Genomic DNA, 23,719 nt, shown 5'->3' with positions numbered 1-23,719 from the left:
CAGACAGCGTGAGAGCGCCTCGTTATCCCTCCCGTTTAAATCTTTTTTGATTGTCTGCATGGTATGCACCTCCTTTTTGGACAGCATACCGCAGAAAGCGCTGACAGCCAAAACAAAGTGGGTGCATATAAGATGTACTCAGACGGATACCAGGAAACCGCCTGAGTTATAGACCATGCGCAGGACAGCGGGAAGCCACCTGTCACAGGATTTCCTAATTGTTTCCAAAATGGCCGCGCCGGCCAGTCCGGGATTCCTTAAGAGGCTCATAGCCTGCCGACAGTAACCTTCTGTCCGGGAGAAGTTTGCCATAAGCCAGTGGTGCCGCCGCCGTATGGTTTCATCACAAGGATAATCCTCGTTCATGGTATCCTCCGGCAGCTCTCATTGTCACACCGTCTCCGCTCAATCATCAGCCACACCACCTGTCCGCCATCCAGCTTTATGATTCGCGGTTTCCAGTCACGGTGGCTGACAGGGGACCGGCATATGGGGCATATACAATTTTCGTTACAATGGATAGTAATTACGCCATCCCCCTTGTCAGATTCCGTGTACTCTGATACAATAATCATGGTTTTATCATGAGTCTCAGAGGACACAACTTAGCGGGAGGGTCTTCTGGGACTTTCTCTTTCTGTAGAATGTTTATTGACATTATACAGAGCAAGTCCCTGACATTCAAGCAGAGCAGTATGGATGACAAATCAGCTTAGCAACAACAACTTTCTTACATAAAGCAGATAGCAACGAGCCCTTACACTTTATTGGCTTTGGCAGCACACTTGAATTTGACTTAAATTAAATAACCTGAAGCAAAATCCTTTAAATCTCATTTTCAAGATTTAAAGGATTTTTTGTATATTAGTTTCCATTTCTTCAATTGTATACGATCCATGATGATTACGCGATTATGACCATGGTGGAGGCGGGATTGGGGATCAGTATTTTGGCAGAACTGATCCTTCACCGGACCAATTACCGGATCGCCCTGCGGCCGACAGACCCGCCCATTTACCGCACCATCGCCATCGGATACAAGGACGTCCACAGCCTTCCCATCGCCAGCAAACGGTTTATCGAATATTTGCAGGCACATATTCATGAGCTTCCTTAATCGAGTAGGAGGAAGGCGATTATTTCGCCTTCCGACCTCTCACACCACCGTACGTACCGTTCGGTATACGGCGGTTCAATCAACTTAACATGTAACAGCCTTTTCGGCGTAGTAGTCTTCCATGGATACAAGACCAAACTTAGCTAGTCTCTCTTTACTGATACAAATGTGGAGATTCCAGCTTCTGCACACTCTGGCATATCCTTTGGCATATGAAATGCCATGTGCCGCATTTGGCGGCAGACCAAGTTTGATAAGATTCTTTTCCCTGTTCTTTGGCGTTTTCCAGTGTTTCCATATGCACATGCGCAGTCGATACCGAATCTGTCCGTCCATTTTTGCGCACAGCCTTTTCATGCTTCCGATTTTGAAATAATTTATCCACCCTCGGATAAGCCGGTTGAGTTTCCCAATTTTATAACCATTGCCCACTCCCCAGCTCCTGCTTGTATATTTCTTCATCTGCGCCTTGAACTTTGCTGCCGCTTTCGGGTGTGGTCTGGCTTTGTACCCTTTGGCAAATGAGTCATAGTAAAATCCAAACCCCAGATACTTAATGCCCTTTGGTTTATCAACCCTGCTCTTTTCCGCGTTCACTTTCAGTCCAAGCTTTTCCTCTATAAACCGAGCCACGCTCTTCATTACCCGCTCTGCCGCCTGTCTGCTCCCGACCATTATAATAAGGTCATCTGCATACCGGACGAAATCCAGCCTCCTTGCTTCCAGTTCTTTGTCCAGCTCATTTAACATGATATTTGCTAACAGCGGCGAGATATTTCCACCCTGCGGTGTGCCGACTACCGTATCTTCATACTCATCATCAATCATTACGCCGCTGACCAGAATCTTTCTTACCACCGATATGACATCTCCGTCCTTTATTGTCCGTCCGAAAATCGTCATCAGCTTGTCATGGTCTACTGTGTCAAAGAATTTCGCTAGGTCGATATCCACTATCCAGTTGTGTCCGTCATTCATCATTTCCAATGCTTTAAGGACTGCCTGCTGTGCACACCGCTTGGGTCTGAATCCATAGCTGTGGTCGTGAAACTGCTCCTCAAATATCGGGGTAAGCACCTGTGCCACCGCCTGCTGTACAAAGCGGTCTACTGCTGTTGGCACTCCAAGATTTCTTGTACCACCATCGGGTTTGGGTATCTCCACCCTGCGGACTGGCTTCGGCTTATACTTCCTCGTCCGCAACTGTTCCTTAATGTTTTCGCCGTTTTCCGAAAGATATGCGCCAAGTTCTTCAACGGTCATCCCGTCCACGCCTGCCGCTCCTTTATTCCTTACGACTTGCAGATACGCCGCATTTAGATTATCCCTGCTTAATATCTGCTCCATGAGACTGCTTGTGTCCATGCGTTGTTTCCTTTCTGCCCCTTTTGCCTTTGCCGCCTTTGAAGTCATCGACAGGCGTATGCTCCGGCTACGAAGTGGAACGTACTTCAACTGATTGATTGTTCAGCCCTTCGCTCCGTCCCCATTACAGGAACTTCCTCACTACTATGGCTTCTGCTGACTTCTCACAATTCGTTGTTACTACGGCTAATGAGACCGCCTGTGAGACCTCCCCAGTTAAGGTGCGTGTTCTTTTCCTCCATGTACCTGCCGCATTTACTCGTACTTCCGGCAACCTTTTGGACTTCAGTGCCTTTTGCCACCTTATCCGTATTTCCGAGCCTTATATGCGGTTCCTGTCCGTCAGGTCAGAGGTTTGCTTACAGCTTCTTTCAGATTCCGTCTCACGGCGGACACCCTTGCTGTTCGGCTATGTGCTTCGTTGTTGCCTACGCGCACTTGGGACTTTCACCCATTAGAAAACGCCCATGCTGGGCAAACAAAACAGGGGCAGCACACCCGCTGCCCCTGCTTTCACTCAAGATTCCCAATATTTTTCTATCCCTTTTTCCACATCTGTAATGCTATTATTATAATGATTTTGATTCAAAAATTCTTCCATAGACGGCTCGAATTTATCAAGCACAAACTCCTTTTCGCCCTCTCTCTGAGAATAAATCCGCACAGAAGAAACCGCATTGCCTGCGTCTGTCCCATATCCATTAATGATCAGAATATCATACCTGCCGTCCTCATCCACATCCCGAAATGCCACCGCCCGCACGTCCCAAAACGGCTGAGCAGTCACCGTATTTTCCGAATTATAGCCGGGGAACCGATATACCACTTCTCCATCCTTCAGCAGCATAAATTCCACATCTCCATCAGGATTTACAGACAAATCCGGGCGAAAGGTTGCAAAGGCTGCATTCTCCCATCCATCCAGCAAATACTGGTCAAAATACTGTTCCTCAATCAAGCGGGATGCCAATTGACTGTCATTAACCGGAACCCGCTGGAAGCTGGAAAAACCGATTTCCTTTGTCTCATTATACAGTCCATAAAAGGGAAGTTTGGTCGCATCCTCGCGCCAGCCAACCCACATCAGGAACTCCTCCGGCAGTTCTGCAACGGGTGTACCCGGAAGATAAATCAGAATATTTTCCGCGCCCGCCAGCCCGGAAGCCTCGCTGTATCGATATAAAATCCCGTCCTTGATCTCTTCCGTACCGGGTTCTTTTTCGTAATTCATCTCCGCGATTTTCATGGAATAGGTGTAGGCATTGACCTTCTCCGGCTCCGTAAACTGACCGCTGAAATCGCACCGATACTGTATACCATTGGGATAATTTTCGTTCAAAACGCCCATGTCGCTGTCGTAATATTCGCCGGAAAAACTGCCGTCTTCATGAATCTCCAACTCCGTCCTCCACGCGCCCGCGCCGCTGGAAAACCAGAACTGGAGATTGGAAAAATCCGCAAAGGAACAGGAGCTTTCCAATTGCTCCCAATACATGATTTCCTCGTCATATGGAGTGGTCAGATAAAGCACTCCTTCCTCCTCCACGGGCGTAATCACGAGCCGCTCCGGCGTACCTGCCGTATTCTCTCCAAACTCCTCTCCATAAGGCGTAATATCTGCCACCAACGTCCCGTCCTGCTCCGACACCGTGCCGCTGCCTCCATAATTAATCGCAATATAAAAGGAAAAACTGCCGTCCGTTCCGATCTCCATGCCGGAGCCGTAGTGGATGCCCGTTCCCCATATTTCCTGCAGAGAACCATATTGTTTCAGATGTTCCTCCGTTTTGTCAGCCAGCCGCCAACTGCTTCCCGCAAGTTGTTCCATCAGCCCGGAAGCTTCCGGAATCTGCGTCTCTGTCAGTCCCGCCTCGCTCGATTCCACATCATCATCCCCGGATTCCCCGTCCAGCACAATCTCAATGGGTTCCTCGACGCCGCCAATCACATCTATTTTTTCCATAGAACGCCCGCATTCGCTGCCCAAACCAACTGCCAAAACCAGCCCTGCCGCAGCCACAATCCATTGTTTTTTCTTCATCAAAAATCCCTCCCTCTGATACTGTTTACCTGATATCTACTTTCTCATAGACACTTTAAAATTTACCTTGTAGATTTATCTGCCCATTCTATTGCAATATAAGGTTCGCTAAAACATCTCCAATATACTCATCATAGCCTTTTTCAATATTTACAACGAACATTTTCTCATCTATTACCATTGCATAACAATCAAACCAATCATATTGCGAGCCTGGACAGTAGTATGTAAGAATTCCTCCTATTTCTTTCTCTGTAAATATTCCAGGATTGCTATTTATTACTGAATCTAATTGCTCATTTCCATTATTTGATGTGTATGTCGCCAATTTTACTTGAAATGTACCACCTCCATCCTCGCATTCATAGGTTACGGCTACGTAACTCTCCGCTACCGAAACATTATTATCTATCGCTGTGAACATGGCTGCATTTGAAGAAGTTGCGCTTTTACTCATTTACTACCCACACTATTTTGGCAACCCATTATGCCTAGTATGACTCTATTTTAATAAGTTTACATTATTATCCTGAAATGGTATAATACTTATAGACCATTTCAGGAGGTAAAATGATGCCAAAGAGTGCTACGCCTATTTTTCTTTCCAATGATGATAAGTCATATTTAAAGTCCATTCTACAGAAGGGGACTGTTGAAGCCAGAGTCCACAGGAGAGCCAAAATCCTCTTATTAAAATCAGATGGCATGGCAGATGAAGCCATTGCTGACAAACTCGATATTTCGAGACCGACGGTAAAGCTCTGCCTGAAAAAATATATGGAATCAGGCGTAAAAGCTGCCATGGAAGACAGTAAAGGCCGTGGCCGCAGGATTGAAATTACCGATGATGCAAAGGCATGGGTAATCAATATTGCCTGCCAAAAGCCTTCCGCATTCGGCCTCCCGGCAGAGTTATGGTATCCATTGAGCCTTACCCGCTACATCAATTCCGTTGCTGAACAGGAAGGATATCCCCGTATGGCGACAGCATCTGAGTTTTCTATCCGGAAGATACTTAGGAAAGCAATGCTTAATCCCCATAAGGTCACCTATTATTGTGAAAAACGGGATCCTGACTTTGAAAAGAAGATGCATGATGTGCTGGTCATTTACAAACAGGTTGAACTCCGCTTTGATGAAAATGGAAGTTTGATTCCGTTTGCCGGTGATGAAGAGCCGGTACATACATTATCCTATGATGAAAAGCCCGGGATCCAAGCGATTGCCACCACAACCGGGGACAGGCCCCCGGCTGCCAGTACGGAAAAAATGTCCACCGTACAGCGTGATTATGAGTATAAACGTCTGGGGACGCTCTCCCTATTGGCAGCGATTGACCTGTTGACCGGGGAAGCTATCCTACTGGTAAGCAATACTCATAAAAGCAGCGATTTTGTAACATTCCTTAAAATATTGGATGAGAAATACCCAAAAGGGGACAAAATACGGCTTATACTGGATAACCACTCCGCCCATACATCCAGGGAGACACAGGAATATCTGAATACAGTTCCTGGAAGGTTTGAATTTGTGTTCACACCCACACATGGCTCCTGGCTGAATATGGTGGAAGGCTTTTTCAGCAAAATGACCCGCCAGATGTTGTCCGGGATTCGTGTAGGCCCGAAAGAGGAACTAAAGGAACGGATTTTGAAATACTTTGAAGAAATCAATGAGGTTCCCGTCCCCTACAAATGGAAATACCGCTTGGACACGATTGATCTTTCGGAAGAGGATGTGGGCACAATCGTCTATGAAGTTGTAAATGCGAAAGCAGCAAGTCCTGAAAACCAAGGGAAACGTGCGCCCAAAGCACGGACACGTAAGCCAAGAAATCAGATTACTACCAATGCTTAAATTGTAAGCTTATTTAAATCGAGTTATACTAGAACCATTAACATAATCAATGTTACTATAATTCTTTTCATATTGACTCCTTCAATTATAGTCGGTGTTTATATTCCTTGATGACTACTTCTTATAAAAATGCCATTTCAGAGTCTGAACACTATATATTTATAAAAAATTCAATAATTGTAACAATTTATGCCCCTCTCCGTCCTGCTCTCCATCCGTCATCCTCTCACCAAATAGCCGGAATCCATTCTGCTCCTGATAGAACCTAATCAAAGGCTCCTTCTCTTCACATTCCAAATAAACCATAAGACCACCCAGCTGTCTTTGAATTTCATTCAAAGTATTAATTGCAAAATTCATCAACATCTTTCCCGTAATCGGATATCTAACTTCTTCACTGTAATTTCTTCCCAACTGAGCAATCAAATACGCTGATAAGGTATAGCTGCCTATGCGTTGATCAAGGCGACTTAACCTGCTTAGTTTTCGTTTCACAGAATTCAATGGCATTCTTTTTCAGAAAAAACTCTACATCTGAATTTTTCGGGTTTGAAAAATCGGAGAGAATTTTTTCCAAGTCATTCTCTCCGATTCCACCCGTTTCCTCTGGATTCAAAAAATCCCTTATATTAACACAAACAAATTGTTCCTCTGATGGCATTCTATCCATGCAGCTGTCTCCTTTTTTCCATTAACTGTATAAACTCACCTTTATCTCTCACCATACGGACAGATGTTGTTCTGCGTCCAAGCGGATTCTGGGATGCCTTCTCAACTGCATCCGCAAATGCTTCTACTTGCTGGGGATCACGAATCACGATATTATCGGTAATACTTGATGTAGCCATTCTGTCACCTCCTCTACAGCAACGTCTTTTCCTGTTTCTATAAATATCCTATCACCTCATACACCCTTTTTCAATCAGTTTATGAATTTTTCAGTTTTTCCATCCTCTGTCCGTATTTTGTAAGCGTCAAATAAGATGGTGGATAGAAAAATAACCACTAACCCTCTATACTAAAAGGGCAGTGGTTATCGGCAACGTTCCTGTACCATGGGATCCCATGGCAGATAGTCATCCAGATATTCCGGATTTTCGAGAAATCTACTCCCCGGCATATCTGCCAGGATATACTTGATGTATTTCATTGCATCCAGGCCGTTGGCTTTGGCTGTTTCTACCAGGGTGTAGATTCCCGCACTTGCGGCAGCACCCTTCGGACTTCCGGCAAACAGCCAGTTCTTCCGGCCGATCACAAAGGGGCGGATACAGTTCTCCGCAAGGGAATTGCTGATGGAGCAGTTTCCATCCCCAAGATAGTTGAAGAACTCCTGCCGGTTGTTCAGGGCATACTGGAAAGCGGTATGGAGCTTCGACTTTGGCAATTCCCCGGCAGAGCTTATCTCTGCCCACGACCAGAAAGCCTCGAGAAGCGGCTTCTCGCGGTCAAGTCGTTCTTTTTTCTTTTGTTCCGGGGGAAGGCCGTCCAGTTCCTTTTCTATCTCAAACAGTTTATTCAGACGAATGACTGCTTCCGCAGGTTTTGAGGCTTCCGGGCCATGGATGTCTTTTGGCAGCGCGTCCACAAAAGCGCGGCGCAGATGTGTGTAACACAGACATCTCGTAACCCCTTTCACCCCATTATACCCGGAATAAGCATCCGTATGGATATATCCGGTATAGCCTTTTAAAAATGTTTCCGGATATTTCCCACCCCTCCCCGGCTGGTACTCAAAATACCGGACCGGCCGTTTGCTGTCCCTGGTGCTGCAGTACACCCACATATAGGAATCCGAAGTGTTCTTCCTCCCTGGTTCCTTCAGCACCTGCACGTGGGTCTCGTCGATATGCAGATATCCCTGCTTTAGAAGTTCCCGTCTGAGATGGGAGACCACATGGGAAAGCCAGTCCCGGCAGACGGCCAGGAGCCAGTTTGACATCGTTGCCCTGCTTAAAGACAGCCCCATGGCTTCCCATTCCTTTTCCTGACGGTATAAGGGGATGCCCAGTTCAAACTTCTGATGGACAAGCCATGCGATCGTGGAAGCAGATGCAAGGGAGTGCATGACCGGAGGATGGGGCACCGGGGATTTCTCCATATAAGGCGTCCCGTTTTTGCGGCATGCCCTGCATTCATAGGTTTCCCGGTAATGGTCAACCACTTTGAGGCTGGCAGGGATGAACTGTACCTCGGTACGCACAAACTCCTCACCAACTTTTACCATGGTACCTCCGCATCTCTCACAGATCTGTTCACTTTCATCGATCGTGTGGAGCACTTTGCTGCGGGGAATGTCTTTTATCAGTTTTTCCCGCTGGCCGGCATATTTCCTTTTACGCAGATGTTTTTCGACCTCCACCAGATCCGGCTCATGGGCATCCGGCTCAGCACAGGATTCCATTTCATTAAAAAGAGACATCTGTCCCTCTATTTCAAGGGCAGACGTCTTCTCTGATTTTGTTCCATAAAGTTTACGGGTAAGGAAATCAACCTGCTCCCTAAGGAGCCGGACCTGCTGTTCCAGTTCTTTGATCTGCTTTTGGTACTCCTGCTCTGTATCCTGCATGGGCTGAAAACCTTCCTGTTCTGATAAATTCATTGTACCAAGTCGCTAGTGCGACGGCTAGCCCAAGGTACATAAAACCACCACTTTTTTTATAAAAAATAGCAGTTTTTAAATTTATGATGTATTGTTAAGTTACCACACCAAACAACTTCATAACTTTAAGAACTGCTATGCTTATGTTATCATGGATTTCTAAACTCAACAACTATATATCTTATTTTTTTACTCGTCCACCACCTCTTTTTGAAATGTAACTACTGTTTTTATTGCATTTCAAAGGAGATTTTACTATGGACAAATATTTAAATTCTTTCAGGGAAATGATTTCCCTTCGCGGTCTTACCGACCATACCCTTAAAAATTACTGTACTTACATCCGGGCGTATCTGGATTACCTCGCAAATGTTCTTCACAAATCGCCAGAAGATGTTTCCTGGGATGAACTTCGTGACTACATCAAATGGCTACAGAAATCCAGAGACCTTTCTGACCGCACCATCAACTGTGCCATTTCACAACTGCGCTTTTTCACCATGTATGTTCTTCACAAAACATGGGATGACACACAGCTTCCCATGCGTAAGTTTGACGAGTACCTTCCCTATGTTCCCTCGAAACAGGAAACATGGCAGTTTATTTCTTCCATACCTGATTTAAAGCAGAAGACTATGGTTACACTCATGTATTCCTCAGGGCTTCGTATCGGTGAAGTATGCCGTCTGCGTTACGAGGATGTTGACCGCAAAAACATGCGGCTTCACATCACACACTCCAAAAACAGGAATGACCGCTATGCCATTCTTTCTAAAGCGGCACTTGACCTGCTGACACGCTACTGGTTTGAATACGGCAGACCAAAAGGCTTTCTTTTTCCAAAGCAAAGTGGCGAGGACAGACCCATCGACACATTCTTCCTTTCAAGACACATCCATGCCCATGAGGACAGGCTCGGATGGGAACGCAGGCTTACCTGTCATTCCTTTCGTCATGCTTTTGGTACCCATCTGTATGAAAACGGAACCGACCTGCTTACCATAAAAGCGCTTATGGGACATAAATCTTTGTCTTCCACCACTATTTATGTCCATCTTTCCGGTAATGCCATCCGCAATGCCGTCAGCCCTTTTGACCGATTGGCAGGTGAATACCATGAGTGATTACAAAATCAGGCAGATATTTGAGCAGTCCTATGAAGCTTTCTCAGCACCGGGGCACTATCAGTCGGATGTCCAACGCAAAGCCGCCCGAGCCATCTTAAACTGCAAATCCGGAAGGCTTGGTGTCAACTTAAGTCAGTGTACCGACTGTGGGCATGTGGAAGTCCACAATAATTCCTGCCGCAACCGCAACTGCCCCAACTGTCAGGCTGTGAAGAAAGAAATCTGGGTAGATAAACGCAGTGCTGAGGTCATTGATTCACCCTATTTTCATGTAGTGTTTACACTTCCACATGAATTAAATCCCCTCATTTACTGCAACCAGAAGCTTCTGTATGGACTTCTTCACAGATGCTGCGCCGAAACACTTCTGGAATTATCTGCTGATAAGAAGTGGCTCGGGGCAACACCCGGGATTATCCAAGTACTTCATACTTGGAATCAGGAGCTGGATTACCATGTACATATGCACTGCATTGTTTCCGGCGGCGGGCTTACCGGAGATGGAAAAATCCGTAAATCCTCATCTAAGTTTTTTATCCGTACGGAGGTCCTGCGGGATAAGTTTAAGGGGAAATATATGGCACACCTTGTCTCCCTTTATGAAAGCGGCTCCCTTAACTTTTCATCCTCCTGTGAAAACCTGCGTAATTCTTACCACTGGAAGGAATTTAAAAATAAGCTTTATGAAATGGACTGGTGCCCCTACATCAAGAAAACCTTCAACGGCTTCGGCAATGTCATTGAATACCTTGGACGCTACATCCACAAAATCGCCATCTCTAACAGCAGGATCCTTTCTGTTACGGAAGATACGGTAACATTCTCTGCCCGTGGAAAAAAGCCGGGTGAACCAAAACGTCAGATTACTCTTGGCAACACGGAGTTTATACGCCGTTACCTGATGCATGTGCTGCCTTCCGGCTTTCAGAAAATACGCTATTATGGTTTTCTGAACAATCGGATGAAATATAAGAATCTGAAGGTTATCTTTAAGCTTCAGAATGGACAGCGTTTCAAGCAGCGTTACGCCGGAATGTCCCTGGCAGAGCTTTTAAAAGCAGTCTGGAATTTCGATATCTGTGTGTGTCCTGAATGTGGTCATACAGCCATGAAACAGCTGGGAAGGTGTCATGTTCCTTCTTCCTGACAGGCTGCTTTCCTATATATTTTTTAAGACCTGCCATCGGGAGGTCTGCGAAGCATACCCAAAAATATGGGATACAGCTAAAATCGTCCTGCTTCTGCATTGCAGACCACCATAATCCACTATTTTAAGCTTCCCTGGGGAAATACTATCCCCATACAGCCTATGGCTAAAGTTCCGCGACTTGGTACAATTGGAAAGAATCACATTCAGAGCAGTTTATCTTTTGCATAAGCTGTTCATTTTTTTGTCGCTCTGAATCTGATACTTTCCTTAAGAATTATACCATAAAACAGCAGGATTTTCCAGCATTTATAAGGAATTCCCGGGGTTTTCAGGCTTCGGGGGAACCCAGCTGCGGACCGCTTTTGGCTGCTCCGGGTTCAGGCCCTCCAGAAGCCAGCGGAGCTGCTGGTGGGAGATCTGTCTGGCTTCTTCGCCCGTCCGCGGCCATTGGAGGCGGCCGTTTTCGTAGCGCTTATAGAACAGGCAGAAGCCGTCCCCTTCATAATAGACTGCCTTGATCCGGTCCGCCCGTTTCCCGCAGAAAAGGAACAGGGAATTGCTGTAAGGGTCAAGCTGAAAGCTGTACTGGATGATATCCACCAGACCGTCCAGCTGTTTTCTCATATCTGTGTACCCGGTGCGCAGATAGATCTTTTCCACCCGGGAGAGGTCACCTAACATGATCTCACCGCTTTCAGAATGGTCTCCAGCAACTCGCGGGGCGTATCTTCAAAGAGGTCAACAGTCACCGTACCGGCACGGAGTACTGCTGCAGGAGCGGCACAGGGATCCTGCCTGCCGTGAAGGGATACCTCCGTAAATTCCGGAGCCGCATCCGGAATCAACGCAGTCTGCTCCATGACCGGCCTGCATCCATGACTCTTTCGGGGCAGTTCTTCAAGCGCCAGTTTCCGGATCTTTGCGATCCAGTAGTAATAGCTTTTTAGGGAGATATGATGTTGTTCGCACCATGCCTGGTTTGTTAGACCGGAGGCTCTGCATTGCCGGATCACGTCCAGCCAGTACTGAAGTTTTACCTGTTTATCCGGAGTTAAAGCGGAAATGTCCATTGGTATTCTCCTTTATCTGGATTTAGAGTTTTGGGAGGGAACTCTAAAAACTCTAACCCCAAGTTTACAAGAGAACGCCAAATATTTCACTACACGTTCTTATTTGACGCTTACCGTATTTTTGCTCTTTCCCAATTATATTATAAGAATCACCGCATTGAAATCATATAAAAAAAGCCGTCACGATTTTCCGACACCCCAAAAACGCAAAAAGCGCTGGAACCATGCGGGTTTCCAGCGTCTTGCTTAATCTTATGAAATTGGAATTACATTCCCATCTGCTTCGCGAACTTTTTGAGTACTGTGTCCGGAAATCCGCATAAAATCAAGATTTTTTCGGCTTTTGCAAATATCATTTCCATGTTACTACACAGAAATGATTTGTGTAGTAATTTTTAAAATATATTTCTTGGTGGTACTACACAAATTTTAAGCCATGCAGATCATTGTATATTATGCCAGACTTTTGCCAGCCAACCTATGCGGAGGATTCACCCTGCGAAATTTTATAGCTTTTTCAGGGCTGATTTCAGGACAGTCCTCATCGAATGTGATAGGCATTTTTCTTGCCTGCTCTAATTCCTTCAGTTCCTCTTCTGTAAATGCCAGTTCTTTCTTCATCTCTTCTGTTATACTATTCATATTTACCATAATAGAATCCCCTCTCAAAGCTTGTTGCTAATCTTGCTGATATAAGTCTGGTGATATCTGTCTGTATGCCATTTTCCTCTGTTCTTACTCTTTCCGTATATACAACAAACAAAATATCATTAGCCGTTCCTACAAGCCGATCTATATTTCCAATCGTTGTGTTAGCACCAAGTGATAGATTTCCCGCTGAGATGTCACCTATCGTATCATAACGATCCTCATCATCGCTGTGTTCCTCATCATAAAGCTCGATTCGATCATAATCAAAGAAAGCACGTGCTGCATTCCTGAATGATATCCCATGCTTTTGGACATTTTTCCGATTCTTTTCTTCATCATACTCAAAAACCATTCCACCCAAAATGAACTACCCCGCAGCAAGCTGCGGGGTATCGAAGGTTGCAACCTCTACATATAATCCCATATGCTATACTGCTTTGTTTTCTCTACGTTTTTATAGATTGTTTTATAATTTTTTTCCTGTCCCTGTTCTTTCACATATCTACTTATGATTTGCTCATTCCCATGTTCACTCACCGTTGCTACGTAATAGCCATCTGTCCAGAATTCTCCTCCCCACAATTTTTTCTTCACTTGTGGACATTTCGCGAACACCTCCCGGGCTATGATGCTCTTCACTATTTGGATGATTTTTTTTGGACTATATGTAGGCACTGACTGGATAAGAAAATGTATATGGTCTTTATCTGTACCTACTTCCAAAAATCTTATTTCATACCTTTCCTGAATTCCCTCACACGTTTCTTTGATTACCCTATCTACATCTTCATCTATTACTACTCTTCTATATTTTGCTGGACATACGAAATGATACATGAGTACTGATACATTGTGTGACTTGCGTATTGTTTCACTCATCACACAATTTCTCCTTTCCTTTTTCCTCTAGTATATCACTTCCTCCATGTCTTGAAAAAGTTTGTTACGCAGCAAGCTGCGGGGAATTAAACCCTCTTTTTGATTAAACCCTCTTTTTGATTAAACTTAGTAATATCATCCTCCAAAAATGTTTCATCTAAATGCGTATAAATATCCATAGTTGTTGATATTTTTGCATGCCCCATTAACTTTTGTGTTGTCTTTACATCCATTTTTGCAGCGTAACAAATGGAAGCAAATGTATGTCTCAGCGCATGTGGATAAACCCTTTCAAACAAAACCGGTTCTCTCTGTTCTCTTTTTGCTTCATAAGCTTCTTTGGTATTGATGGAATCTACCACTTTATTGATTGTTTTTTCAGCGTTATGCCTGATCAGCGGGGAACCCATGGTGGTAACAAATACCAGATCTTCAAACTCTCCCTTTCCCCGATATCTGTCCTTCAGTTCTCTTTTTAGGAAATCAACCTGCTCTTTCTGCTGAAGGAACATCTCTTTGACCTGGCCCATAAAAGGAATTTTCCGATAGGAATTAGTCGTTTTTAGTGTTGTGAGCGATATCAGTTTTTCCCCTGCTTATACTCTGCTGACAGTGCCTGTTTCAGCTCTATATATCCGCCTTCCAGATGGACATCCTCCCATTTCAATCCGCCTACCTCTCCAATACGCATTCCTGTATAGATCATAATATAATGGAGCGGAAACCAAAATGGAACCTCCCAAAATGCAAAGTTTGCAATTCGGGTTTGTGTAACGGGTTTTACACAAATCACTACACAAATTACTACACAAATTTAATACCAGACCACACAATTTAGCACCAGTCTGCAACACTCACAAAAAAACCCGGAACCCCTGATTTTATGCGGGTTTTCCGCATGTATCAGGGGTTCCGGGATAAAGGTTGCAATTGGGCTTACATTCCCATCTGCTTAGCTACCTCAGCAGCAAAGTCCTCGTTCTTCTTCTCCAGGCCTTCGCCGGTCTCGAAACGTACGAACTTCTTTACCTTGATAGAAGCGCCGTTAGCCTTTGCTACAGCTGCAACATACTGGGAAACGCTCTGCTTGCCGTCTTCTGCCTTTACATAAACCTGATCCAACAGACAGGTTTCTTTCAGCTCTTTGTTGATACGGCCCTTTACCATGCCCTCAATAATCTTGTCGTTGGCATCCGGCTTCTCATTCTTAGCTGCGGCTGTAAGGATTTCTGTCTCTTTTGCGATGTAATCAGCGCTTACTTCGTCTCTGCTGGTGAACATTGGCTTTAAAGCTGCTGCCTGCATAGCCACATTCTTTGCCATATCCTTAATGTCATCGTTGACAACATCTGTCTCTACGTCTACCAGAACGCCAATCTTTCCGCCTGCATGGATGTAGGATGCGACAAAACCATTTGCCTCCTCAACCTGCTCAAAACGACGGATGTTCATGTTCTCGCCGATAATGGCAATCTGGGAAGCAAGTGCCTCCTTTACGGACAAGGTCTCGTCCTTAGCCCATCTCTCCTCCATGAATGCGTCTAAATCCTTAGCGGAAGTGGTAAGTGCCTGTGCTGCAACATCTGCAACATATGTCCGGAACTTCTCGTTCTTGGCAACAAAGTCAGTCTCAGCGTTAACCTCTACGATAACAGCCTTCTTCTCATCAGCAGCTACCGTTGTAGCTACGATGCCTTCTGCTGCAATACGGCCGGCCTTCTTGGCTGCTCCGGCAAGTCCCTTTTCCCTTAAGAACTCTACTGCCTTATCCATATCTCCGTCAGTAGCTGCAAGAGCTTTCTTGCAGTCCATCATTCCGGCACCGGTCATCTCTCTTAACTCTTTTACCATTGCTGCGGTTACTGCTGCCATTTCATCTTCCTCCAATTTTAAAGTTTTAATTAAGCCTCAACAGCCTCTGTCTCGAAAGCCTGGGCAGGAATCTCGATTTCCATTGCGCCCTCTAAAACTTCGCCCTGCTTTGCTTCGATAACAGCATCAGCCATCTTGGAAACAATCAGCTTAACGGCTCTGATGGCATCATCATTGCCAGGAATTACATAATCCAGTTCTTCCGGATCACAGTTAGTATCAACAATACCGATTAACGGTATACCCAGTGTGTGAGCTTCCTGTACGCAGATGTGCTCCTTCTTCGGGTCAACGATGAAGATTGCATCTGGCAGTCTCTTCATATCCTTGATTCCGCCAAGGTTTCTCTCTAACTTGTCCCACTCTTTCTTCAGGGCGATTACTTCCTTCTTAGGAAGAACATCGAATGTTCCGTCCTGAGACATGGTCTCGATTTCTTTCAGTCTGTCAATACGGCTCTGGATGGTCTTGAAGTTGGTCAGCATGCCTCCCAGCCATCTCTCGTTTACAAAGTACATTCCGCAGCGCTCTGCCTCAGCCTTGATGGCTTCCTGAGCCTGCTTCTTTGTACCTACGAACAGGATGGTGCCGCCGTCTGCAGCAATGTCGGATACAGCCTTGTAAGCCTCATCTACCTTGCCTACGGACTTCTGTAAGTCAATGATATAGATACCGTTTCTCTCGGTATAGATGTATGGAGCCATCTTAGGGTTCCATCTCCTTGTCTGGTGACCGAAATGTACACCAGCTTCCAGTAACTGCTTCATAGAAATTACGCTCATGTTATTTACCTCCATTTGGTTTTTAGCCTGCTCCGTCGCGTATGGGAGTTCAGGCTCTTCCGCCTGCTTCTGACACTTCCCGGAAGACCTGCCAAACTACTGGTCAGGCACCGTCCCGCAGAATCCACAGACGTGTTTTTTGTCAGCCTTTCAAATATATCACAAAATATGGCAGCTTGCAAGCACTTTTAATAAGTTTTCCCGCAAACTGCCATATATTTATCTGACTCTATATTATCCGGCTATCCGCCATCTGCTTTATCCGGCCGCCTGATATCTACTTTAAATTTGAGTTGGATGCCTTGATTGCCTTCAGTTCATCAAAGACCACGTCATTCAGGACCTTGATATAGGTTCCCTTCATGCCTGAGGAGCGGGATTCAATGACACCGGCGCTCTCAAACTTGCGGAGGGCATTGACAATCACGGAACGGGTAATGCCCACGCGGTCGGCAATCTTACTGGCTACCAGGATGCCTTCGTTTCCATCCAGTTCCTCGAATATATGGATGATGGCCTCCAGTTCGGAGAAGGATAAGGTACTGATGGCTGATTTTACAATCTGCACCTTCCTGGTTTCCTCTGCATTCTCCTCATTGACAGAACGCATCATCTCCAGGCCCACCACGGTGGTTCCGTATTCGCTCAGTATGATATCGTCAATATCATACTGGGAATCTGACTTATAAATGAAAAGTGTTCCCAGTCTCTCTCCCGCTATATCAATGGGAGTAATGATGGCCTGATACTTTTTTACATTCTCCTCAGCAAAGCCAAGGGTTGCAAGATTCACGTTCTCTTTTGTGGACAAAACGCTTAAAAGACGTTCATTCAGCATCTTATCCACGTATCCTCCGACCTGGTCTTCGATAAGTTCCTCTATCTCATCTACCCCAGAACAGATACTCACCCCCAGAACCTTGCCCTTCTTGCTGATTACCAGGATATTGGATAACAATATCTCACTTAAAACTTTACAGATGTCATTGAAAACAACTTTATGAGAATTATTGTTATGCAATAGCTTGTTGATTTTTCTTGTTTTGTCCAACAATTGAACACTCATCTCCGAAAGCCTCCTTATCCAAATTGTATATCACCCAAAAATACTCTACTAATACTAGAATTTTAGCACAATTTTTAAGCAATAACAAGAGTTTTTTGAAGTTTTCGATTATTTTAAGATTTTGATATTTTTCCTTTTTTGTTTTGACAAATTTTTCTATTTTTCAGTCTTATCCATGCGGTACCCGCAGGTCTCGCCGGCACACAAAAGCTTATTTCCTTTCTCCACCATATAAGATCCGCAGACCGGGCATTTCTGGGTGGAAGGCTTCTGCCAGGACATGAAGTCGCAGTCAGGACTGGCCTCGCATCCATAGTAGAGACGTCCCTTCTTTGTCTTCCTGCGCACCAGCTCCTTACCGCACTTCGGACATGGAATCCCGATTTTTTCAAGGTAAGGCTTGGTGTTCTTACACTCCGGAAATCCCGGGCATGCCAGGAACTTGCCGTGAGGACCGTACTTAATCACCATCTGGCGTCCGCACAGGTCGCAGACCACATCCGACACCTCATCCGCAATCTTTACGGATTCCAGCTCCTTCTCAGCTGTCTTAACAGCCTCATCCAGATCAGGATAGAAGTTGCTGACAACGGTTTTCCAGGCAACGGTACCGTCCGCCACTTTATCCAGCAGGGATTCCATATTGGCTGTAAAGTTAGGGTCTACGATGCTTGGAAAGGAATTCTTCATGATGCGGTTTACCACATCCCCCAGTTCAGTCACATAGAGATTCTTGTTCTCCTTTACCACATATCTTCTGGCAATGATGGTGGTTATGGTGGGTGCATAGGTACTCGGACGTCCTATGCCCTGCTCCTCCAGAGCCTTTACCAGGGATGCCTCCGTATAATGGGCCGGAGGCTGGGTGAAATGCTGGCTTGGGTCCAGCTGCTCCAGCTTAAGGATGGCCCCCTTTTCCAGGTTGCCAAGGACCTGATTTTTCTCTTCCTCATCGTCCGCTTCCACATAAACAGACATAAAGCCTTCAAAATCCAGCTTGGAGGCCGATGTGGTGAACAGGTGGCTGCCCGCCCCAATCTTTACAGAGGTGGTCTCATATACGGCCGGCGCCATACGGCTGGCTGTAAACCGCTTCCAGATTAACTGGTATAACCGGAACAGGTCTCTTTGCAGGGATTCCTTTACAATGGTCGGAGTCAATGTTATGTCAGTGGGACGGATGGCCTCGTGCGCGTCCTGTATCTTAGCGCCCTCTTTTTTAGCCTGGCTTCCCTGAGCAACATATTTCTCGCCGTAATGTTCCTTTACAAATGCCCTGGCCGCTGTGTCCGCCTCGTCTGCGATTCTGGTGGAATCCGTACGCAGGTAGGTGATAAGCCCCAGGGTTCCCTTGCCTTTTACCTCCACGCCTTCATAGAGCTGCTGGGCCAGACGCATGGTTTTTTGTGTGGAAAAGTTAAGCGCCTTGGAGGCTTCCTGCTGCAGAGTACTGGTTGTAAACGGGATGGGCGCCTTCTTTACCCGCTCCCCTCTCTTTACTTCCTCCACCTCATATCTGCATCCCTCTAACTGGCTCAGTATCTGATCCAGCTCTTCTTTGTTGCGGATAACTGTCTTACCGCCCTTGGAATCCCTGGTCCCATAATATTTTGCCGCCAAAGGCTTCTTATTTCCTTTCAGGAGAAGGTCTGCCTCCAGATTCCAGTATTCCTCAGGAATGAATGCATTGATTTCGTCCTCGCGGTCGCAAATCATCCGCAGAGCAACGGACTGTACACGGCCTGCACTCAATCCTCTCTTGACCTTTGCCCACAAAAGCGGACTAATCCGGTAACCCACCATTCGATCCAGCATCCTTCTGGTCTGCTGGGCATTCACCAGGTTCATGTCAAGCTCCCTGGGAGTCTTGAAGGATGCCTTTACCGCGTTCTTCGTAATTTCATTGAAACTGATGCGGTAAACATCCTTACTCTTAAGCTCATCCAGCTTAAGAGCCTTCATCAGATGCCATGAAATGGCCTCTCCCTCGCGGTCAGGGTCCGTTGCAAGATAGATCTTGTCTGCCTTCTTCACTTCCTTGCGCAGCTTAGCCAGAACGTCTCCCTTTCCTCTGATTGTAATGTACTTGGGCTCATAGTCATGCTCCGCATCAAATCCCAACTGGCTCTTTGGAAGATCCCTGACATGGCCTCCCGATGCATCTACCTCATAGTTGGCGCCCAGAAACTTCTTGATGGTTTTCACTTTTGCTGGTGACTCTACAATTACCAGATAATTCGCCATTGTAAAACTCCTTACTCGCTGTTCATTTATTTTCACAAAATGGAGACACACACCGGCGAATGCCGGAGGATATCCAAAATCCTGACACTTATGTGATTGTTTTCATGTAGTTCTGTCCTGATGTTCTCACCGCAAGTCCTTCCAATTCCAGCTCCAGAAGGGCGCTCATACAGCGGCCTGCCGAAAGTCCTGTCTGTACCATAATCTGGTCCGGATGTCTGGGTTCGGAATCTAGGCAACTATACACCATTTTTTCAATCTTGGCAAGTCCCTTCTGGTCTTTTTCACGGTTAATACACTTTTTTTCGTGAAAAATGCCCATATACTCCAGCACATCCTCAGGGCTGGTCAATATCCCCGCGCCTGACTGTATGAGCTCATTGCACCCTGCGCTCAGGGTATCCGTAATCCGGCCCGGCAGTGCAAATATCTCCTTTCCCTGCTCCAGTCCCAGGCTGACGGTTATAAGGGAACCACTTTTCTTTCGGGCCTCTATTATCAAAATCACGTCGGAAAGGCCGCTTATGATACGGTTGCGCATAGGAAAATTCCTGGCCAAAGGTTCCTCACCCGGCCCAAACTCGGAGATAATTCCTCCCTGAGATGGAATTGCCTCATACAGATAATAATTGCTTCTGGGATAACATATGTTTACCCCGCACCCAAGGACCCCATATGTCTTCCCCTTTCCTTTAAGGGCTCCCTCATGCCCGGCCCCGTCTATGCCGAGAGCCAGGCCGCTGACAATCTGCACGCCTGCCTTTGCCAGCTCCTTTCCCATAAATCCGGCTGCCTGCCTCCCATACTCCGTACAGTTCCTGGCCCCTATGATGGCCGCGGTGGGACATTCCTCATCCGGCAGCTCTCCCTTTACATAAAGTCCCATTGGATAGTCATAAATATGCAGAAGCCGTTTCGGATATTCCCTGTCAAGGGGCGTTACGAAACGGATTCCCTTCTCCTGTAGATGGTCATATTCCCGGACCATACAGGAAAACTGTTCCTTCCACCGGTCATACGTACGGCATTTTTCCTCGCTTTGCAAAATTCCCTGTTTCTTTAATTCCATTCCTTCTATATAATATGCATTCTCAAAGCTTCCCGCCGTCTCCCATATGCGCCGTATGGTCACTGCCCCAAAGCCCGGAATACGGGTGAGCCAGTAGAGATATTTTTTTTCAAGTTTTTGGACCCGGGCCATCCCCGGGCCGGAATCAGCGTTCCGGTTTGAATCCTGTTCCATACTATTTTCTATCCCCATATCTTTTCCTCCAGTCCCCCGTATCCCAATGCCTCTGCCAGATGTTCCTTTTTTATATCCTTGCTGTCCTCCAGGTCGGCAATGGTCCTGGCAACCTTCAGCGCCTTATGGTACCTTCTGGCACTGAAGCCTCCTGATTCATAAATCCGTTGGGCAAAGGCCTTCTCCTCAGGTCCCAGGCAGCAATGCCGTTCTACCTCTTTCATGCCCATGCGGCTGTTAAAACGTATCCTGGTTCCCGAAAACCGGCGTTCCTGACGCGTTCTGGCATGCTCCACCCGTTTCCGAATGGATGCCGAATCCTCGTTTTCTCCCTGAGCCAGGTTCAATTCCCCAAAGGTCACCGGAGCCGCCTGCGCACAGATATCAAACCGTTCCAGTATGGGCCTGGATATATGCCCCAGATATCGTCTGATCTGATTTTCCGTACAATTACAGCGATTCCTGTCCGGATAAAACCCGCATGGACACAGGTTCATGGCTGCTACCATCATAAAATCTGCCGGAAATTCATAATTACCAGATACCCTTGTAACTGTGATTTTCCGTTCCTCCAAAGGCTGCCTCAGTATTTCCACCGCTGAGCGGCCAAAATGGGGCAGCTCGTCCAAAAAAAGTACGCCTCCCGAAGCCAGGGACAGTTCTCCGGGCCTGGGAGGAACACCTCCGCCTGCCAGCGCCCTGGCTGTTATGGTGTGGTGAGGACTCCTGAAAGGCCGCTCAGACAGAAGGGGACGGCCTGGTGGCAGGAGTCCGCAGATGCTGTAGATTCTGGATATCTCTATATCCTCCTCCCGCGTCAGCCCAGGCAGGATGGTGGGGATTCTTCTGGCAATCATGCTCTTGCCGGTTCCGGCGCTGCCGGTCAAAAGCAGTCCGTGCATGCCGGCTGCCGCCACCTCCGCTGCCCTTCTCAATATGGCCTGGCCGTTGACCTCCCTGTAATCCAGGCCATCTTTCTTCTGACGGCGGTACTCCGGGCGGTGAGGCGGGACATGGCACGGTTCCATGGAAACAGCGCCCTTAAGAATACCTGCCATATGGCCCAGAGATTTCACCCCCACCATGTCTACCCCCTCCATCACCAGGCCCTCCTCCACATTTTCCAATGGCAGGAAACATCTCCTGATACCTTTCTCCCTGGCCATGGCTGCCAGGGAAAGCACACCGCTTACAGGTTTCACCCTGCCGTCCAGTCCCAGCTCTCCAATTACCATGCTGTCCTCCAGCACATCCGTCCCCACCATCTGAAACGCGCCCAATATGGCGACCGCAATGGGAAGATCATAGGCTGTGCCGCCCTTTCGTATGCCTGCAGGAGACAGGTTTACAGTTATCTTTTTAGCCGGGAGACGAAATCCCGAATTTTTAAGGGCTGTCCTGACCCGTTCCTGGGACTCCCTTACCTCTGAAGCCAGCTGTCCTGATATGGAAAATCCCGGAAGTCCGTCGGACACATCCGCCTCCACCGAAACCAGAACTCCCTCCACAGCCCATATACCGCCGCTGTTGATTCGCGTAAACATCCATCCGCCCCTTTCTCTTTGTTATCGTAGCCATACTATACTTTCATGAATCAGTGGAACTTTGGCACGATACCGTACCGGATTTAAATATAAGACAGGATAGGAAGAATCCTATCCACTTGAATGAAAGATATAATTACTATACTAAAGGGAACAAAAAATTACAAGGGGCAATCTAAACTGTTTTCTATGAATGTATTCCGGTGTTTTCCATTCGTGTTTTTCATACGCGTTTTCCATACATGTTTTCCATACATATTTTCCATAACATGTCTCCTGCGGGACCACTGCGCCTTCTGCCCCATCTATTTTTGAAACTCCGTCATATAAGGCCGGAAACGCAGGGGCAGATGGGTTCTCTGGCATACCGGGTTATGGCGTTCCCTTATGGCAATGGTATCGCAGAACATACGCCACATGTCCTCATAAGTCTCCTCGTCTGTCCGCTCCTTCAGCCAGTGGCTCCACCCCTGGTCGCTGTTTTCCTGTTCCGGTTCAAGAGGGTGATTTACAAGAAACCAGGAGCGTCCGGCGGGATGGACTGCTGCCCTTTTATGGTTCTCATCATAAATGACCCAGTTTTCCTCCGGCAGCCGGTCTGCAAAGTGAGGTGCCAATAGAGTCATGATATCGTTCTTCGGACCGATACGTGACACCAGTATGCCTCCCGGAGTCTCTGAAAAGCGCAGAAACTCTGTCAGCAGATGATTTTCATTGTAAACATTCCGGCACAGCCCGAATATGTCATAGCAGGCCGGAAGCTGAAGCATGTCCAGCACCGACGGGCCATGTCTGAAGGCCTGTATCAGGAACCTGTATATCTTATCTGCCCGATCCCGATCCTGGCTCAGGGAGGCGGTGTACACCTTCCTGTATATCTCCTGAGAGAGTTTAGCGCACACAGAACGGATGACCTTCTCCGCTTTCTCCGGGCAGCTCTGTACCTCCCTGTACTCCGCAAAAAGCTCCAATTCCTCATACTCCCCCTTGACGGCCAGCCGGACATTCCCATGGCCGGCCGGTTCAGACCATGCATCGTATACGCCGCAGAGAATCCCCTCAAGCCATGGCTCGCACATGTAAACTGTCATATCGTCCACCTCCTCAAT

General features: G+C 46.7%; 27 protein-coding genes. 4 read left to right on the top strand and 23 right to left on the bottom strand.

The window, feature by feature from the left end:
• Nucleotides 1-138 precede the first annotated feature (138 nt).
• Nucleotides 139-366 (bottom strand): hypothetical protein, encoded by a 228-nt coding sequence (locus tag LA360_RS02565; RefSeq protein ID WP_112483234.1) that lies wholly within the window; start codon nt 364-366, stop codon nt 139-141.
• Nucleotides 363-575, bottom strand: a complete 213-nt coding sequence (locus LA360_RS02560; protein WP_146774990.1) for a DUF6431 domain-containing protein — start codon at nt 573-575, stop codon at nt 363-365. Before LA360_RS02560 ends, LA360_RS02565 begins: the two co-directional genes overlap by 4 nt.
• A 308-nt stretch (nt 576-883) precedes the next feature.
• Between LA360_RS02560 and LA360_RS02555 the strand changes: the two genes are divergently transcribed.
• Nucleotides 884-1,117, top strand: coding sequence for a LysR family transcriptional regulator substrate-binding protein (locus LA360_RS02555; protein ID WP_089775474.1), 234 nt, complete (start codon nt 884-886; stop codon nt 1,115-1,117).
• 84 nt (nt 1,118-1,201) lie between these two features.
• On the opposite strand, the gene ltrA is transcribed toward LA360_RS02555, so the two are convergent.
• The 3 genes from ltrA to LA360_RS02540 all read right to left on the bottom strand — a co-directional run bounded on the left by ltrA (nt 1,202) and on the right by LA360_RS02540 (nt 4,980).
• Nucleotides 1,202-2,482, bottom strand: coding sequence for a group II intron reverse transcriptase/maturase (ltrA, locus tag LA360_RS02550; protein WP_002578445.1), 1,281 nt, complete (start codon nt 2,480-2,482; stop codon nt 1,202-1,204).
• Between the two features lie 517 nt (nt 2,483-2,999).
• Nucleotides 3,000-4,523 carry a hypothetical protein gene (locus LA360_RS02545; protein WP_057573225.1) on the bottom strand — a complete coding sequence of 508 codons (1,524 nt, stop codon included), beginning with the start codon at nt 4,521-4,523 and terminating at the stop codon, nt 3,000-3,002.
• An 88-nt stretch (nt 4,524-4,611) separates the two neighbouring features.
• Nucleotides 4,612-4,980, bottom strand: a complete 369-nt coding sequence (locus tag LA360_RS02540) for a hypothetical protein (protein ID WP_057573224.1) — start codon at nt 4,978-4,980, stop codon at nt 4,612-4,614.
• Between the two features lie 116 nt (nt 4,981-5,096).
• Between LA360_RS02540 and LA360_RS02535 the strand changes: the two genes are divergently transcribed.
• Complete coding sequence (locus LA360_RS02535) at nt 5,097-6,380, top strand: IS630 family transposase (protein WP_112483230.1); 1,284 nt, start codon at nt 5,097-5,099, stop codon at nt 6,378-6,380.
• 159 nt (nt 6,381-6,539) lie between these two features.
• On the opposite strand, the gene LA360_RS02530 is transcribed toward LA360_RS02535, so the two are convergent.
• The 4 genes from LA360_RS02530 to tnpC form a co-directional block, all read right to left on the bottom strand.
• A complete protein-coding gene (locus tag LA360_RS02530) occupies nt 6,540-6,740 on the bottom strand; it encodes a hypothetical protein (RefSeq protein WP_057573271.1) in 201 nt (66 codons plus the stop codon).
• Nucleotides 6,741-6,840: 100 nt separating this feature from the next.
• Nucleotides 6,841-7,050, bottom strand: a complete 210-nt coding sequence (locus tag LA360_RS02525) for a hypothetical protein (protein ID WP_057573270.1) — start codon at nt 7,048-7,050, stop codon at nt 6,841-6,843.
• Nucleotides 7,043-7,228: a hypothetical protein gene (locus LA360_RS02520; protein ID WP_057573269.1), complete on the bottom strand. Its 186-nt coding sequence runs from the start codon at nt 7,226-7,228 to the stop codon at nt 7,043-7,045. Before LA360_RS02520 ends, LA360_RS02525 begins: the two co-directional genes overlap by 8 nt.
• 185 nt (nt 7,229-7,413) lie before the next feature.
• Nucleotides 7,414-8,949 carry an IS66 family transposase gene (gene tnpC / locus LA360_RS02515; RefSeq protein WP_112482318.1) on the bottom strand — a complete coding sequence of 512 codons (1,536 nt, stop codon included), beginning with the start codon at nt 8,947-8,949 and terminating at the stop codon, nt 7,414-7,416.
• A 290-nt stretch (nt 8,950-9,239) separates the two neighbouring features.
• Here tnpC and LA360_RS02510 point away from each other — a divergent pair, with 290 nt between their 5' ends.
• Together LA360_RS02510 and LA360_RS02505 are read left to right on the top strand one after the other, a co-directional pair.
• On the top strand, nt 9,240-10,106 hold the full coding sequence (locus tag LA360_RS02510; protein ID WP_112481419.1) for a tyrosine-type recombinase/integrase: 867 nt from the start codon (nt 9,240-9,242) through the stop codon (nt 10,104-10,106).
• Nucleotides 10,099-11,256 (top strand): IS91 family transposase, encoded by a 1,158-nt coding sequence (locus LA360_RS02505; RefSeq protein ID WP_112481418.1) that lies wholly within the window; start codon nt 10,099-10,101, stop codon nt 11,254-11,256. The genes LA360_RS02510 and LA360_RS02505 overlap by 8 nt, the downstream gene beginning before the upstream one ends.
• 309 nt (nt 11,257-11,565) lie before the next feature.
• Here the strand turns inward: LA360_RS02505 and tnpB are convergent, their stop codons facing one another.
• The 14 genes from tnpB to LA360_RS02435 form a co-directional block, all read right to left on the bottom strand.
• On the bottom strand, nt 11,566-11,919 hold the full coding sequence (gene tnpB, locus LA360_RS02500; RefSeq protein WP_225537270.1) for an IS66 family insertion sequence element accessory protein TnpB: 354 nt from the start codon (nt 11,917-11,919) through the stop codon (nt 11,566-11,568).
• A gap of 14 nt (nt 11,920-11,933) precedes the next feature.
• Nucleotides 11,934-12,329: an IS66 family insertion sequence element accessory protein TnpA gene (gene tnpA, locus LA360_RS02495; protein ID WP_057571583.1), complete on the bottom strand. Its 396-nt coding sequence runs from the start codon at nt 12,327-12,329 to the stop codon at nt 11,934-11,936.
• Between the two features lie 453 nt (nt 12,330-12,782).
• Nucleotides 12,783-12,980: a hypothetical protein gene (locus LA360_RS02490; protein ID WP_057573273.1), complete on the bottom strand. Its 198-nt coding sequence runs from the start codon at nt 12,978-12,980 to the stop codon at nt 12,783-12,785.
• Nucleotides 12,964-13,332 (bottom strand): BrnT family toxin, encoded by a 369-nt coding sequence (locus LA360_RS02485; protein ID WP_057573272.1) that lies wholly within the window; start codon nt 13,330-13,332, stop codon nt 12,964-12,966. The genes LA360_RS02490 and LA360_RS02485 overlap by 17 nt, the downstream gene beginning before the upstream one ends.
• Before the next feature lie 56 nt (nt 13,333-13,388).
• Nucleotides 13,389-13,859: an IS200/IS605 family transposase gene (gene tnpA, locus LA360_RS02480; RefSeq protein WP_112483138.1), complete on the bottom strand. Its 471-nt coding sequence runs from the start codon at nt 13,857-13,859 to the stop codon at nt 13,389-13,391.
• Nucleotides 13,860-13,945: 86 nt separating this feature from the next.
• Nucleotides 13,946-14,398 (bottom strand): tyrosine-type recombinase/integrase, encoded by a 453-nt coding sequence (locus tag LA360_RS02475; RefSeq protein ID WP_412221599.1) that lies wholly within the window; start codon nt 14,396-14,398, stop codon nt 13,946-13,948.
• 41 nt (nt 14,399-14,439) lie between these two features.
• Nucleotides 14,440-14,565: a site-specific integrase gene (locus tag LA360_RS02470; protein WP_112483044.1), complete on the bottom strand. Its 126-nt coding sequence runs from the start codon at nt 14,563-14,565 to the stop codon at nt 14,440-14,442.
• Nucleotides 14,566-14,795: 230 nt separating this feature from the next.
• Nucleotides 14,796-15,731 carry a translation elongation factor Ts gene (gene tsf / locus LA360_RS02465; protein WP_022202471.1) on the bottom strand — a complete coding sequence of 312 codons (936 nt, stop codon included), beginning with the start codon at nt 15,729-15,731 and terminating at the stop codon, nt 14,796-14,798.
• Nucleotides 15,732-15,760: 29 nt separating this feature from the next.
• The gene (rpsB, locus tag LA360_RS02460; RefSeq protein ID WP_002564490.1) at nt 15,761-16,513 is read right to left on the bottom strand and encodes a 30S ribosomal protein S2; all 753 of its coding nucleotides are present in this window, start codon (nt 16,511-16,513) and stop codon (nt 15,761-15,763) included.
• A gap of 277 nt (nt 16,514-16,790) precedes the next feature.
• Nucleotides 16,791-17,579 carry a GTP-sensing pleiotropic transcriptional regulator CodY gene (gene codY / locus LA360_RS02455; protein WP_002583383.1) on the bottom strand — a complete coding sequence of 263 codons (789 nt, stop codon included), beginning with the start codon at nt 17,577-17,579 and terminating at the stop codon, nt 16,791-16,793.
• 156 nt (nt 17,580-17,735) lie between these two features.
• A complete protein-coding gene (gene topA / locus LA360_RS02450; RefSeq protein WP_022202470.1) occupies nt 17,736-19,823 on the bottom strand; it encodes a type I DNA topoisomerase in 2,088 nt (695 codons plus the stop codon).
• Nucleotides 19,824-19,911: 88 nt separating this feature from the next.
• Nucleotides 19,912-21,084: a DNA-processing protein DprA gene (gene dprA / locus LA360_RS02445; RefSeq protein ID WP_022202469.1), complete on the bottom strand. Its 1,173-nt coding sequence runs from the start codon at nt 21,082-21,084 to the stop codon at nt 19,912-19,914.
• Nucleotides 21,075-22,610, bottom strand: coding sequence for a YifB family Mg chelatase-like AAA ATPase (locus LA360_RS02440; protein WP_022202468.1), 1,536 nt, complete (start codon nt 22,608-22,610; stop codon nt 21,075-21,077). Before LA360_RS02440 ends, dprA begins: the two co-directional genes overlap by 10 nt.
• 305 nt (nt 22,611-22,915) lie before the next feature.
• A complete protein-coding gene (locus LA360_RS02435) occupies nt 22,916-23,701 on the bottom strand; it encodes a TIGR03915 family putative DNA repair protein (protein WP_002583387.1) in 786 nt (261 codons plus the stop codon).
• Nucleotides 23,702-23,719 lie beyond the last annotated feature (18 nt).

The organism is Enterocloster clostridioformis, assembly GCF_020297485.1.
Taxonomy (GTDB): domain Bacteria; phylum Bacillota; class Clostridia; order Lachnospirales; family Lachnospiraceae; genus Enterocloster; species Enterocloster clostridioformis.
The sequence above is the reverse complement of the archived record's forward strand: the minus strand, read 5'-3'. Positions and strand labels throughout refer to the sequence as shown.